Annotated in this window: 12 protein-coding genes; 5 read left to right on the top strand and 7 right to left on the bottom strand. The window is 64.6% G+C overall.

The features are described 5' to 3' along the window. Window positions 1–14: 14 nt before the first annotated feature. Window positions 15–1766, bottom strand: a complete 1752-nt coding sequence (locus U5822_RS07315) for an ABC transporter ATP-binding protein (protein WP_322856894.1) — start codon at window positions 1764–1766, stop codon at window positions 15–17. Between the two features lie 305 nt (window positions 1767–2071). Between U5822_RS07315 and U5822_RS07310 the strand changes: the two genes are divergently transcribed. Further along, window positions 2072–3526: a hypothetical protein gene (locus U5822_RS07310; RefSeq protein WP_322854972.1), complete on the top strand. Its 1455-nt coding sequence runs from the start codon at window positions 2072–2074 to the stop codon at window positions 3524–3526. 117 nt (window positions 3527–3643) lie between these two features. Here U5822_RS07310 and U5822_RS07305 read toward each other — a convergent pair whose 3' ends face one another. Further along, the gene (locus U5822_RS07305; RefSeq protein ID WP_322854971.1) at window positions 3644–5092 is read right to left on the bottom strand and encodes a rhomboid family intramembrane serine protease; all 1449 of its coding nucleotides are present in this window, start codon (window positions 5090–5092) and stop codon (window positions 3644–3646) included. Window positions 5093–5395: 303 nt separating this feature from the next. On the opposite strand from U5822_RS07305, the gene U5822_RS07300 reads away from it, so the two are divergent. Together U5822_RS07300 and U5822_RS07295 are read left to right on the top strand one after the other, a co-directional pair. Beyond that, window positions 5396–5842: an OmpA family protein gene (locus tag U5822_RS07300; protein ID WP_322854970.1), complete on the top strand. Its 447-nt coding sequence runs from the start codon at window positions 5396–5398 to the stop codon at window positions 5840–5842. A gap of 353 nt (window positions 5843–6195) precedes the next feature. Next, a complete protein-coding gene (locus U5822_RS07295; protein WP_322854969.1) occupies window positions 6196–7032 on the top strand; it encodes a hypothetical protein in 837 nt (278 codons plus the stop codon). 57 nt (window positions 7033–7089) lie between these two features. Here U5822_RS07295 and U5822_RS07290 read toward each other — a convergent pair whose 3' ends face one another. The 5 genes from U5822_RS07290 to U5822_RS07270 form a co-directional block, all read right to left on the bottom strand. Then, window positions 7090–7491, bottom strand: coding sequence for an MAPEG family protein (locus tag U5822_RS07290; RefSeq protein WP_322854968.1), 402 nt, complete (start codon window positions 7489–7491; stop codon window positions 7090–7092). Between the two features lie 2 nt (window positions 7492–7493). Continuing rightward, window positions 7494–7736 (bottom strand): GlsB/YeaQ/YmgE family stress response membrane protein, encoded by a 243-nt coding sequence (locus tag U5822_RS07285; protein WP_322854967.1) that lies wholly within the window; start codon window positions 7734–7736, stop codon window positions 7494–7496. Window positions 7737–7841: 105 nt separating this feature from the next. Beyond that, window positions 7842–8540 (bottom strand): lysophospholipid acyltransferase family protein, encoded by a 699-nt coding sequence (locus U5822_RS07280; protein WP_322854966.1) that lies wholly within the window; start codon window positions 8538–8540, stop codon window positions 7842–7844. Window positions 8541–8604: 64 nt separating this feature from the next. Further along, window positions 8605–9204 (bottom strand): class GN sortase, encoded by a 600-nt coding sequence (locus U5822_RS07275; RefSeq protein WP_322854965.1) that lies wholly within the window; start codon window positions 9202–9204, stop codon window positions 8605–8607. After that, complete coding sequence (locus tag U5822_RS07270; RefSeq protein ID WP_322854964.1) at window positions 9201–11363, bottom strand: marine proteobacterial sortase target protein; 2163 nt, start codon at window positions 11361–11363, stop codon at window positions 9201–9203. The genes U5822_RS07275 and U5822_RS07270 overlap by 4 nt, the downstream gene beginning before the upstream one ends. 192 nt (window positions 11364–11555) lie before the next feature. On the opposite strand from U5822_RS07270, the gene pdsR reads away from it, so the two are divergent. Then, window positions 11556–12257 (top strand): proteobacterial dedicated sortase system response regulator, encoded by a 702-nt coding sequence (gene pdsR / locus U5822_RS07265; protein ID WP_322854963.1) that lies wholly within the window; start codon window positions 11556–11558, stop codon window positions 12255–12257. A 3-nt stretch (window positions 12258–12260) separates the two neighbouring features. Next, entirely contained in the window at window positions 12261–14288 is a 2028-nt protein-coding gene (locus U5822_RS07260; RefSeq protein ID WP_322854962.1) for an ATP-binding protein, read from the top strand. Window positions 14289–14301 lie beyond the last annotated feature (13 nt).

Raw genomic sequence — 14301 nt, 5'->3', positions numbered from 1 at the left:
GCACACCCCGGCCCTCACAGCTGTCGTTCACCATAGAGCTGGGCGTAGGTGCCCTCCCGGGCAATAAGTTCATCGTGATGGCCCTCCTCGATGATGCGTCCGTCTTCAAACACACAGGCCCGGTCGGCCTGCTTCACGGCGCTGAGACGGTGGGCAATGATCAGGGTGGTACGCTGGCGCAGGAAATCCTCCAGATCCCGGTGCAGCTGGTGTTCGGTTTCGGCATCGAGCGCCGAGGTGGCTTCATCGAGAATGACCACCGAGGGATTGGACAGGATCATCCGGGCGATGGCCAGGCGCTGACGCTGCCCCCCGGAAAGCCGGACACCCTGGCGGCCAATGACGGTATCCAGTTGTGCCGGCATGTCGGCCACGGTTTTGTCCAGCTGGGCAATGCGCAACGCCCGCCAGAGTTCGGCGTCCGCCTGGTCCCGTCCCAGCGTCAGGTTCTGGCGCACGGTGTCGTTGAACAGCGCCGGGTGCTGGAGCACCGTGGCCACGTGCTCGCGCAGGCACGGCAGGCCAATGCGCTGGACCGGTACGCCGTCGATCAGCACCTCGCCCTGCTGCGGCGTATACATGCCCAGAATCACCTGCACCAGGGTGGACTTGCCGCCCCCACTGGCACCCACCACCGCCACCTTCTCACCGGGCTTGAGCTCCAAGTTGATGCCGCGCAGCACCGGTTCGTCGTCGTAGCTGAAATGCACGTCGCGCAGGCTCAGGCCCACGGTATGCCGGCCCTTGAACGGATTTTCCAGCGCCGGGTACCGGGGCTCCTCTTTCAGCTCCAACAGCCGGTTGATCCGGCCCAGGGCCGCGTTGGCAGCAAACCAGGCGTACTGCATATTGAGCATTTCCTGCACCGGCGTGAGCATGAACCAGAGGTAGCCGAAGATGGCGAACATCATGCCGATGCTCAGATCGCTCAGCAGCACCGTGATCATGGCCGCGCCCCGGAACACGTCCACGCCGAACTGGAACAGGGCAAAGCTGGCCCGCGAGGCGGCGTCGCTGCGCCACTCGAACTGGATGGCGTGGTCGCGCACGGTCCGGGCCCGGTCAATCAGCTGGCGCAGGTAGTGTTTCTCGCGGTTGGCGGCCCGCAACTGATGGATGGCGTCCAGGGTTTCGCTGAGATCGCCCTGGAACTCCTCGTAGGCGGCGTTCTCGCGACGCTTGAGTTCCTTGACCCGCTTGCCGATGAGGATGGTGGCGAAGATCACCAGGGGGTTGAACAATAGAATCAGCAGCGCCAATTGCCAGTGCACCCAGAGCAGCACCAGGGCGGTGCCGACCACGGTCAGGCTGGCCACCAGGAAACGGCTGATGGTGGTGCCCAGAAACTGGTCAATGGTGTCCAGATCGGTGATGAAGTGGCTGCTGATGCCGCCGGAACCCCGGGTTTCATACTCGGACATGGCGACCCGCTGCAAGCGCCCGAGCAGGCGCGACCGGATGCGGAAGACCACGTCTTTCGACACCTTGGAAAATTCCCGCGACTGCAGCACGTTGAACGACAGCGCCGCCAGGCGCAAGGCAAAGGCCGCCAGCACCATCATGCCAATGTACACCAGCGGCACCTGCCAGCCATCCGGCAACAGCCGATTCATGATCGGCAGCACCGGCCCGGCCTCGTCCAGCAACACCTCGTCCACCAGCACCGGCAGAAGCAGCGGCACCGGCACACTCATCACCGTGGCCAGAATGGCCAGCAGGTTGGCCTTGACCAGCCTGGGTTTGTGCTTGAGGGCGAGCGCAAAGATGTCCCGCCACTGGTATTGGCGCTGACCGGCGTCGCACTCGGTGCTCGAATTCGGGCGGTAATACTGGTTCAAGAATCCTCCGGATGACTGGGCACTCCTGACCGATACGTCAGGGTTCACGTTATAGTCTACCCGCAAACCGGGTTGCTGCGGATTTGACGAAAAGTCGGCGAAAGGTTGGTGAAAAGTTGGTGCAGGTTTGGTGCAGGGATGCACAAAGGTTGCGGAGTGGGTAGCTGCGAACCATGCTGACTTCTGTCATGATTGAGCCTGCTTTTTCTGACGGACCAGGACCACCACCCGCTGTGAAAAACGACTGCCATTACCACCCCGGGGACCCGGCCAAATGGCATTGCGGCGAATGCCAGATGCACTATTGCAGCCGCTGTATGCCCGACGCCGACACCCGCCAGCGCCGTGGGCTCTGCCCCCAGTGCAGCAAGGCCATGCGCTATCTGGGCGCCGCCACCGAAGTGGTGCCGTTCTGGCATCGGGTCGGGGCGTTTTTCCGCTACCCCTTCCACACCGACCCGCTGATTGTGATCGCCATCTGCACCCTGGTGCCTATACTGGCGCCCGCCAACCTGATTGGCATCCTGATCTGGCTGGTGCTGGCCCTGGCCCTGTTCAAGTACACCTACGCCGTGATCAACCACACCGCCGAGGGCCACCTGAAACCGCCCGCGGTGTCGGTGGCCTTTACCGGCACTGGTTTTGATATCGTTGCCCTGCAATTTCTGGTATTCGTGCTGATGGGCGGGCTGGTGTTCACCGCCGGCATGATCGGCGGGCCGCTGCTGATGATGCTGGCCCTGGCGTTCGTGGTGCTGGCCCTGCCCGCCAGCATCATGGTGCTGGCCATGGAGCGCTCGGTGGGGGCCGCGGTCAACCCGATGAACCTGGCCATGCTCATCTCCCGCATCGGCGCGCCCTATTTCCTGCTGTACGGCTATCTGATCCTGCTGACCCTGGCCTCCGGCGCGGCCCAGGACTTTGCCATGACTCATTTCCCGCTGTGGGTGTCGCAGCCCCTGGCCGGTTTCCTGAACAGTACCTTCACCCTGATCCTGTTCCACATGCTCGGCTACCTGCTGTTCCAGTACCAGGAGGAGCTGGGCTTTGCCTCGGACCTGCAGGACCGCTCGGACGGACAGGACAACCACCAGCGAGATCGCAGCGCCCGCTTTGACGCCGACCTCGACATGAACCTGAAGGACGGCAACTACGACCGGGTCCAGTCGATGCTGAAAGAGGCCCTGAAGCGCGACCGCGACAACGGCCAGCGCATCGGCCAGCTGTACCAGCTGCTGACCGCCCGGAACGACGTCCCGGAACTCTACCGGTACCATCCCCGCCTGCTCACCTGGCTGGCCGACCACAACGACGGCGACGGCATGGCGGCGTTGCTGCACAGCCTGCAAAACGCCGAGCCCCAGTTCCGCCTCGATGACCCGGAACTGGCGGTACGCTGCGCCCGGACCCTGTACCACCGGGGCCACTTCAAGCTGGCGCTGCGCCTGCTTCAGGATTTCCACAAGCGCTTCCCGGACAGCAAGCAACTGGCCCAGGCCTACCTGCTGGTGGCCCAGACCCTGGCGAACGGTCTGAATCAGTGGGAAAAAGCGACGGCGTTCCTGACCTTCATCCAGAAACGCTGCCAGCAGGACCCGTTACACAAGCAGATTGGCACCTACTTGGAGCAGGCCCAGAAGCGGGAGCCGCTGAAGGGGCCGAAGGCGAGCTTCGCGGTGCAGGAGTAAGGCCGGGAATAGGTGCCCTTCCGAAACACGCTGTGAATACATCCCTGTACGCTCGGCTCCGCCATCCATGGCTCCGCACGGTTTCGGAAGGGCACCTATCCCCGACCCCGCATTCTGTCAGTTGGCTTGCAACAACTGCCGATAATGCCGGGCCTTGGGCTCCATCCGCAGTTTCTCGAATTCCTCCACCAGCAACCGGCAGGCTTCCACGGTCAGGAGCTGGTCGCCGGTACCACGCAGGCGCTCAAACGCTTTTTCGGCGGCCTTGGTGTCGTGCTGCTTCAGGCTGGTGAACAGCACCCGGTTGTGGTCCTCGGCCCCGAGCGGCTGGTGGGCCTCGCCCTTGGCCAGGTATTCCTTCCACACTTCGATCATCTGCTCCGGTTGCCGCCGCGCCAGGGCGTCGTTCATCAGCTCGATGGTGCGAGCGCGGTACTCCGGCAGGTCCGGGCGCAGCTTGGCCAGCTGGTACAGGTGCTCGAGCAGGATGGGCCGGTCCGGGTAGTGACCACGCAAGGCCTCGAACTGGTGGCGGGCCAGGTCAAACTCCATCCGCCCCAGGCTGGCCATGGCCTGGCCGTAGCCGGAGGTGAAGCGGGCGTCCTGCTCGTCCGCCTCGGGCTCGAAGAATTCCTCGCGCACCTGCAGCCAGCTGCGCCCGAGCAGCCACACCAGTCCGGCCCCGGCAAGCAGACCGCCGGCGTGGGCCATGTAGGCAATGCCGGTGGCGCCGGCAAACCAGTAATCGTAGATTTCCTTGCCCAGCCACACCGGCAGCATGGCGATGGCCGGGGCCTTGATGTAGTTGAAGTAGACCCCGAGAAAATAGAAGAAGCGGATGCGCTGCAGGCCATAGATGGCCACGTACATGCCCATCAAGCCGGAAATGGACCCGGAGGCGCCAACCAGCGGCACCGGGCTGCCCAGGGAAAAGGCGGTGAACACCAACCCGGACAGGGCACCACATACCAGGTAGGCAATCAGGAAGCGGCCGGGGCCCAGGGCTTTCTCCACCGTGAAGCCGAGCAGGAACAGAAACACCAGGTTGCCGATGATGTGGCCCCAGCCACCGTGCAGGAACTGGTAGGTGACCAGGGTGTAGAGCGACAGCTCCGCCGGCACCAGACCAAGCTGGAACGCACTGAGCCGTTCGATGTAATTGGCTTCGATGGGACTGCGCTGCTCGTTCCAGCGGGCGCGGTCGCGCACCGACCAGAGCACGTCCTGATTGGACTCCAGGTAACGGTAGAACTCCCGATCCATAAGCAGGCTCAGGGCCAGCCAGAACTCGTCGTTGTCCCGCTGGAGTTCCTGGAACCGCTGGAGCTCGTGGATCCGGCTCTCGTCGCCCTGAATGGAAATCTCGCGTTCAAGGTAGGTTTCGTAGGCCGGCGCTTCCAGCGACTGCAGGTCCGACGCCAGGTACTCGGACACCGCCTGCTCCAGCTTGCGGCTGTCGCTGCCCTGGTAAAACAGGAACACCATCAGACAGGTGAACATCAGTCCGAGCGTGACCCACGGCGGGCGCTTCCAGTTGACGGCGTTCTCAGCGGGGATAATCAGCATGGGCGGTCACAATTCATCACAATCTGTCCCTGAAAACCTGTTTTTTACCACAGTAACGCCCGCTTTTCGCGCTCAAATAGGAGTCGTTGGAAAGGCGAAACCGTTTCGACCCCACAAATGTGCGCCAATGCAGGATTTGGACGCCATTGTCATGTCAGGGTCACAGAAATGCCATTAAATCGGGCCATCAGGGAACGGGCCAACGCCGTATCGACTTTTCGCCAATTGCCGTTATTCCCACGCCCACCAATAGTGAGCGGGAATAACAAGAAGAACCGGATACTGGAATCAAGGATCTCAACAATGACCGTACTCGTTTTGGACAACCCGGAACTCATTGCCAAGGCCGCCCTGGCATCCGGCTTCACCGCCGCAGCCCTGGCCGACGACATCCGCCGACCGCACCGGATGAAATTTCATTACGGCTTCAACAAGCATGCGCTGGACGCCGCCGATGTCGCCATGCTCAAACAGCACGCCGCCTATCTGCGCCAGCATCCCACCGCCAGCGTTCGTATCCACGGCCACTCGGACAACTTCGGCGCCGAAGACTACAACCAGTTCCTGTCCCGCCTGCGGGCCAACGCCGTGGCCCGGTTACTGGAACAGGAGGGCGTGCCGGCGTCCCGACTGATGCTGAGCGCCTGGGGTTCAACCCGGCCCCTGGCCACCCTGGACGACCACGCCGCCAACCGGCGGGTTGAGCTGGAATACCTGTCGCACCAGGTACCCCAGGCGTTGCAGGGGTAACGCCCGGGTAACGTCGGCACCAGGATCCAACCGCCTGTTTTCCAATAGATTCCCAAGCTGCCCTGGCAGGGATTCGGGAAAACAGGCGAAAAAATCGTCAGCATCGTTTACAGCCTCACCGCGTCCCACCCAGAGCGCCAAGCAAAAACACCAACTTACTCCGGTGGAGCGATTCTTGCGTTCCATCCCTGGGGGCCACCGTCCTGTAGGTTCCGTGGCCAAACACTCTCAATTCCGCTGTTCTTGGCCGAAGTGTCTGCTCCTGAACCCCAGGGAGATGCCTTCGCGCTGTTGGAAGACATCCTCCAAGCCGCCCAGTGAAGACGGTCAACCGGCAAAACGGAGGAATCATCATGGTTACCCAACGAACATCCCTGGCCGGACTGTCGGGCTTTTTAACAGCCGCGCTCGTCGCCACAACCTGGCCCAGCCTGAGCCATGGCGACGAACCCTGCAACGAGCTGGACGAGTGCCGGGTGCTGATTGAAATCAACGCCTCGGATGGCGACATCGGCTTTCACGTACTGTTCGATGCCGAGGGCTGGCGCAAAGCCCGGATAGTCGGGCCAGACGGCAAGCAGATCTTCTCCGAACATGCGAGAAAAGCATTGAAAGACCAGCGTCTGACGGAAAACTTCTTCGAAAGCGCAGAGCCGCTCTGTGAGCCGGAGTTGGCCGAGGATCCGGACGACCGGGTGGTGACCCTGCCCGAGTTTCTGGCCCGGTTCCCCGAGGGCTTCTACGAGTTTCGTCTCACCATCCAGAACGAAGGGGTGATTGCCGGCACCACCCTGCTGTCCCATTTCATACCGGCGGCGCCGGCGGACGCGGAGTTCGACGGCACCGACATTACTTGGGCCTATGGCGATGACCTGGGCGAATGTGTGACCCAGCCCGATGGCTTTGTGCTTGCGGGCGAGGCAGACATCGTTGCCTACGAGGTGGTGCTGACCCCCGACGACGACGAGCTGTCACCGTTCAGTTACACCGTGCGGGTGCCGGCGAGTGTGAACAGCGTGGCGGTGCCATCAAGCTATCTGGCCAGCCTGCCGGCCGACGCACCGCTGAAGGTTGAGGTCGGGGCCATTGAGCGGCGTCCGAACGGTTCCTTCGGCAATCAGACGTTCACGGAGGAGGATGGTTTTTGCAACAACCCGGACCAGGATCTGTGCCCGGGGGAAGAAGAGTAATCGGTGTTAACCGAGGAAAGCGTGGCCTGGATAGCGCTTGGGCTACCCAGGCCGGAATCAGCCGTACACCGACCAGACGTTCCAGAACAGCAGTAACGCCGTTACCAGGATTGCCAGCCAGGTCAGGATAATGCCAAAAAAGCGCCCCCAGTGGGTGCCGCCACTGCTGTTGATCATGCCCCAGGCGTGCAGGATGCGGCCGACCACCAGCACCATGCCGATCCAGTACACCCAGCCGCTGGCGACACCGTTGAGCTCGGCGATGGCCAGCATGATCAGGGCAGTGGGCGCGTACTCCACCAGGTTGGCCTGGGCCCGGACCGCCGCTTCAAAATCGCGGTCGTCGGTCACCCCCATGCCTTTTTTGTACTTCAGGCGAAACCTGACGACGTGGGCCGACAGCACAAGCAACAGCAGGCCAATAACCGCGGCAAAGACTCCAGTGACGGGTACGATCATGGTCAGGCCTTTTTGATCTTACTGACAATGGCCAGCAACAGCACCGCCCCGACGGTGGCCGTGACCAGTTCGCCCACGGCGCCCTGGGCCGCCAGCCCCAGCAGGCGGAACACAAACCCGCCGATGAACGAGCCGACAATACCAACCCCGATGTTGGCCAGTACGCCAAAGCCGCGGCCCTTCATGATCAGTCCGGCCAGCCAGCCGGCCACACCACCGATAATCAGAAACAGAATCAGATTCATCGTTTGCCTCTCCCAGAAGGTCATCGAACAACGTGATCAGACCCGCCAAGACTGCCCTGTTTTCCGTGGTGCTTCAAGAACTTCGCGCCAATGCCGGGTTTTGGCCTAGAGAGCGGCGATGGCCTCGGCCATCTGCTGGCGACACCGGCTCATGAGCTCGGGAATGTCGTCGGTGGTGAGCCCGGCGGTCTCAATGGGGGGCAGGATACGGATGGCCACCGGCTCGCGGCGACCGGTCCAGCCCAGGGTCCGGTCCTGGTATTGGCGGGCACACACCATGGTGATCGGCGCACCGGCGGCAATGGCGGCGTGGAAGGCGCCCTTCTTGAATTTCTGCAGGCCCCGGCCCCGGCTGCGGGTCCCTTCGGGAAACACCCACAGACTCTTGTGGTCGCGACTGATGGCCTCGCTGGTGGCCTGCATGACGGCGATGGCCTTGTGCGAGCGGGCGCGGTTGAGGATGACGTTGCCACCGAGCCAGAACACCTGGCCGAAGAACGGCACCCACACCAGGGAGGACTTGCCCACGGTGACCGTGCGTGGAGGCAGCAGGTCGCCCATCACGAACAGGTCGTCGTTGTGCTGGTGGTTGGCGATCACCACGGTGGGGCGGTCGGTGGGCATGTGCTCGCGCCCCTCCAGCGGACGGTCCATACCCAGCAGGGCCCGGCCAATACGGGCTACGGCTGCGCCCAGCAGGCGGTTGTTGTCCGGATTGAACGGGCGAGCCAGGTAGAACGCCAACGCAAACAGGCAGATCACCGGCACACTCAGCCAGGCCAACAGTTTTCTCAAAGCACCCATTTTCTCACCGAACCCATGTCGTACGACTGTGTCACCAAATTTGGCGCACAAGTGTACGCCAACCTCAGGTGCCGGCAACAGTATCAAAATGTTCCAGTTGGTTGCCTCCCTGGGGCAAGGTTCGGGCTTCCACCACGTAGCGCAGCGGGCCACCGGCATCCAGGCTGTCGAACGGGTAGCAGGTCACCAGCAGCAGGGTGTCCTCGGCCAGCCGGCCGGTGTCGATGAGTTCCGAGCGGCTGTCGACCACACGGGTGCTTGCCACGTGATACCGGCGCCAGCGCCCGTCCCGCCCCTGCAGACGCAACTCACTGCCGGCCTGCAGATACCGGAGCGGTTCAAAGTGGGTGTCCCGGTGGCCGGCGATCACCACCGGACCCTGGCCATTGTCCCCGCCCAGCACCTGGCCCGGACCGAACGCCAGGCTCTCGCCATGGCCGCCGGCCAGGACAATCATCGAGTCGCCCAGCTCCGGCACCGTCAACCGCGCCACCGGCCAGGTGTCGGCCCAGGGCCAGGGCCGGGTTTCGGCCTGCCGGGCCTGACTCTCGGCCCAGGCCAGCTCCAGCAGTTCCTGGGCCAGCACGGCCTTGAGTGGAATCCAGAGCCCGAACACCAGCAGGGTGGCGGAACAGGTCAGCAACAGCAGGAACAAACGGCTCATACCCGGGCCCTCCGGTGCAGCAGGCCAATGGCCAGGGCGAACATCAGGCCGATCAGGCCCAGGGCGGTAAACAGCGGCGCCAGGGTCGCGGTCTGCGGGTAGCGCAACATGCCGGCCTGACTGCCCGCCGGCAGCAGCGTCGGCAGCTGCTCGGTCTGCAGCGGTGTCGACGCCGGGCGCACCGGGGTTTCATCCACTGCAACAAAGCTGGTGTAAGGCGACACCAGCCCGTGCGCCACCGCCAGCCGGGTCACCTCCGCCTTGTCCGGCTCACGGCCATCCAATCGGGCGGCGTCCAGCAGACCGTCGATCTTCTGCCGACCCCATTGCCGATTCAGGCCCTGGCCGGGCGCGGCCTGCTGCAGGTCCAGGTTCTGCTGCCATTGCTGGCCGTCCGAGCGCGTGCCGGACACCCGCACCAGGCCCGCCGGTGCCTGACCGCGTACCACCTGCACCAGAGGCTCACCCTGGAACAGATCCCCGGGTCGATTGGGCAGGGCGTCCGGGCTTCCGTTCTGCTCCGGCCACTGCACCTGGACATTGGTCAGGACCGGGGCCTCCATGGCGGCGAACAGTCGCTCCAGCGGGCCACCGACGTCGGACGGATCCTGGATCGCGGTGTAACTGCCCCGCCCCCAGCGGGCGGCCTCGCGCATGAAATGCAGGTTCGGCGCCGAACCAATGCCCACGGTGAACAGCCGCTGGTCCGCCAGCTGCCGGCGAATCTGGGCGAACAGGGCCGCTTCGTTGCCGACCGCGCCGTCGGTGATGAACACCACCTGACGCACCCGGCCGGCCGCGGATTCGCCGGCCCCGTTGGCACCGGTCAGCGCCAGATTCAGGGCCGACGCCATCTCGGTGCCGCCGTCGGCCTGCAAGCCGTCGACATAGCGCCGGGCCCGGGCCAGGTTGTTGCCATTGGCCGGCACCGGCTGCATGAACAGGGCATGGGCCTGGTTGTTGAACTGGATGACATTGAACCGGTCATCCGGCCCCAGGGTATCCAGGCCCCGTTGCAGGGCGGCCCTGGCCTGGCGGATGGATTCCCCGGCCATGGACCCGGAGGTATCGATGACAAAAATCAGCTCCCGGGCCAGCGCCCGGCTCTCGGCCGCGCCCGGCACGATCAGGGTCATCAGGTAATCCTCTTCCTGCCAGCGCTGGTGAAACACGGCGGCGCTGGGTTCCTGCCCGGCCAGTGGCTGCCAGCGCACCACAAAATCCCGGTCCATGGGGATCCGGTCCTGGTCCGGCTGAACCTGCACGGTCTGGCCATCCAGCCGGGTCTGCAGCCGGTGGGACGGGCTCACCACCCGGACCAGGGGCAGGCCCGCGTCGATGGTCATCCGGACCTTGGCCCGATGGCTGTTGGCCGCCACCTCATGTTGGCGCACGGTGAACGGGCTGATGGCGTCGGCATCAAGCACCTCGGTGGTGGGCAGCGCCCAGCCTCCCTGCCATTGGTGGGGCCGCTCCGCCAGGGGCCTGCCCGGCATGTAGCGAGGCGTGAGGGTGGTCGGCAGGCGAAGCTCGAACACCCCGGCCTGATACGCCACCGGCTGCTGGTAGCGAAGATCCACGCTGATGGTTTCACCGGGCGGTATGTTGGCCACCCGCGCGGTGAACAGGTTGGGCCGCTGCTGATCCAGCCGGGCGGCGTGTTTTCCGGCACGTTTGGCCTGGTCGTAGGTTTTCCGGGCCTCGGCTTTCGGCCGCACCTTGCCGACGATCGTGCGCTCGCCGATGGTCATGGTCAGGCCGTAGACGCTGGCGTTGTCCGGCAGCGGGAACACGAACACGCCCTCGCGCCAGTCGCCGCTGGTGTTCTGGAAGCGGCGGGTCAGCCGGCTGTCGGCAATCAGGCCGCTGACCCGGATATCAAACTCGCTGTCGAGCACGATAGCCGGCTCCCGCCAGTTGCCGGAGGGGTCGACAAAATGCAGCACTCCGGCCGTTTCACTGACCATCCGGGTGTCACCCGGCTGCGAGTCAACCGGCGCCCGTTCGCCCGAAGCGGCCTCGGCGTAGAGCGGGTGCACGAACAGCATCAGCAGCACCGCCAGCCAGAGGCTGACGCCCTCGGCGAAGCGTCGGGCCCTGCGGTGCTGGCGGGTGGAAATCGTGGGCCTGAGTTTGAGCAGTCCGGTCGAGAGCATCATAACGGTATCCTTGTGGCGGCCTGGTTGATCGTTGTGCCGCCATTTCAGCAAGCCGATGGGTGCTCCCAGTGGCAAAACCGGACATTCCGCCCGCAAAAAATGATCAATTGTGGCAAGCCTCGGCCGCCGGCTTGTGCTCCCGGGCTCCCGTGTTTAAATAGAGGCACATTCGAACGCCGAACCGACGTCACCATGAAAAAGCACATTGTTCTGATCGAAGATGAACCGGGCATCCGCGACAACTACCGGGTTGCTTTCGAACGCCGGGGCTACCGGGTATCGGCCTTTGGCGACCGGCCCTCGGCCTGGCAGGTGCTGCGCCAGGCGCTGCCGGACCTGGCCATCATCGACGTCGGGCTGGGGGAGGAGCCTGAAGGCGGGTTCGCCCTGTGCCAGGACTTGCGGGGCCTGTCCCAGACCCTGCCGATCATTTTCCTGACCGCCCGGGACAGCGACATAGATTCGGTCCACGGCCTGCGCCTGGGTGCCGACGACTACGTCACCAAGGACATGAGCATGGAGCACCTGCAGGCCCGGGTCACCGCCCTGCTGCGTCGCGCCGAGGCCTGGGCCGAAGCCCTGCAGAAACCTGACGAGGTGCTGGAACGGGGCCGACTGGTGCTGAACGTGGACCGGATGACCGTGGCCTGGGACGGCCAACCGCTGGACCTGACCGTGACCGAGTTCTGGATGCTGCACGCCCTGGTACAGCACCCCGGTCATGTGCGCAGCCGCGACCAGTTAATGGACGCCGCGAGCACGGTGCTCGACGACAACACGGTGACCTCCCACATCAAGCGCATTCGCCGCAAATTCATTCAGGTGGACGGCCAGTTCGACGGCATCCAGACCGCCTACGGCATGGGCTACCGCTGGAACGCCCATGAGGTGTGACCCTTGACGCTCAAGCGCCAGCTGCTGATCGCCAGCCTGCTCATGCTGTTGATTCCCTGGGCCGGCCTCCAGTTCGTGCTGGAACTGGACGATGCTCTTCGTCAGCAGGCCCGGGAGCAGTTGAGCCTGCAGGCCGAACGGCTGGCGGATGCGGTCGGTGATGCGCTCATCGGCCGTGCTCCGGTCACCGACGACCAGCCGGCCATTTACGTGGAGCCCCTGAACCGGGCCCTCAACCTGGACGGCTACCCGGACGACTGGCCCAACTACGAGGAAGGCGAGCCGTTCCAGCCCTGGCAGACCAGCACCAGCCCCACCCCGGACGCGCCGGCCCTGAGCTGGCAGGCCGCCGCCGATGGCCGTCACCTGTATCTGCTGATCCGCATCGCCAATCGGGAACCCGCCCTGTACGACCCCGGGAACACCGACGCCCCCCATGATCGCCTGCAGCTCTGGCTGCAACCCGGTGACGACGCCCTCGGCGCCCCTACGGCCAGACAGTCCTGGCTGATCCGGGCCACGGCACCGGGCCAGTTCTACGCGCTGACCGGAAAAGACTTCGAGACCCAGGACTACCGGGTCACCGGCAGTTGGCAGTCGACGCGCAATGGCTGGCAAGTGGAGCTCCAGATGCCGGCACCGCCCACCGGCAGCCGTCTGGGATTTGGCGCCTTCTGGGCCGATGGCGGCGAGCACAGCCTGAGCACGCCCCAGGACCCGATGCCAGTGCTGGTGCAGCCCGACGCCGCCCTGGAGCGGCAACTGGAGACCCGGCTCAATCCGGGCCAGAACGTCTGGGTGCGGGAGCCGGCGGGCTGGATCACCGCACAGCAGACGCTGGCCGCCCGGAAACCGACCCCGGAATTTGACCAGCTGAGCCCGTTGCAGGTGGCCGAGCAGATCAGCCTCAATGCCCTGCGGGCCCTGGTGCGTTTCTATCAGCCGGACCCGGCACCGGCCGGCCAGGCAATGCACCGACTCGATCTGGAGGCAGCGGAAGGGCTGGTGCGCTATGACGACGGCAGCATCTGGCTGCGCACCACCGAGCCGGTGTTCGGCGGCCGCGCCCTGGTCCTGGAGCAGTCCCTGGACCAGCTGCTGACGCTGTCCGGCTCCACCCTGGGCTCGGTCATTGCCCGCAGCACGTTGATCATCATCGGCCTGACCCTGGTCCTGCTGGGCTACGCCAGCTGGTTATCCTGGCGCATCACCCGGTTGCAGCGGGCGGTCAGTGGCAGCGTCGATGAGGACGGCCGGATTACCGGCACCCTGCCCGCCGCCCGGACCAACGACGAGCTGGGCCAGCTGCAGCAGCACTTCAGCCAGATGGTGGAGCGCCTGCACGGCTACAACCGCTACCTGGAGAGCTTTTCCCGGCGCCTGTCTCACGAGCTGAAAACCCCGGTCGCGGTGGTCCGCTCGTCCCTGGAAAATCTCAGTCACAGCAGCTCGGAGACCGAACGCCAGCAGTACCTGGAACGGGCCTCCGGCGCCACTGACCGGCTGCGGCAGATTCTCAACGGCATGAGCGAAGCCGCGCGCCTGGAGCAGAGCTTCGACCACGCCGACAAGGAACGCTTCGACCTGGCCGAGGTGGCCTCCCAAGCCACCGCCGCTTATCAGGCACTGGCCCCGGGCTACCGCATCGAATACGCCGGGCCCGAGCAGGGCTGTGCCATGACCGGTTCGCCGGAGCTCATGGTGCAGTTGCTCGACAAGCTGGTGGACAACGCCCGGGATTTCACCCCCGAGCAAGGCCTGATTCGGGTCGAGCTGGAACCACGGGCAGACACCCTGTGCCTGGCCGTGTTCAACGAGGGCAGTTCCCTGCCCAATACCGCCGGCACCGACATCTTTGACCCCTTCGTATCCCTGCGGGAAGGCCGGGAGGAAGGCCACCTGGGCCAGGGCCTGCTGATTGTCCGGCTCATTGCCGACTTCCACGGCGCCCGGGTGGAAGCGGCCAACGGGGCCGAAAGCAGCATTGACGGGGTTCGTTTCAGCGTTATCATCCCGACAGCCCATTCTTGACCACAGGACCCTG

Source organism: Marinobacter qingdaonensis (genome assembly GCF_034555935.1).
Taxonomy (GTDB): Bacteria; Pseudomonadota; Gammaproteobacteria; order Pseudomonadales; family Oleiphilaceae; genus Marinobacter; species Marinobacter qingdaonensis.
This window is presented reverse-complemented; position numbering and strand designations above follow the sequence as displayed.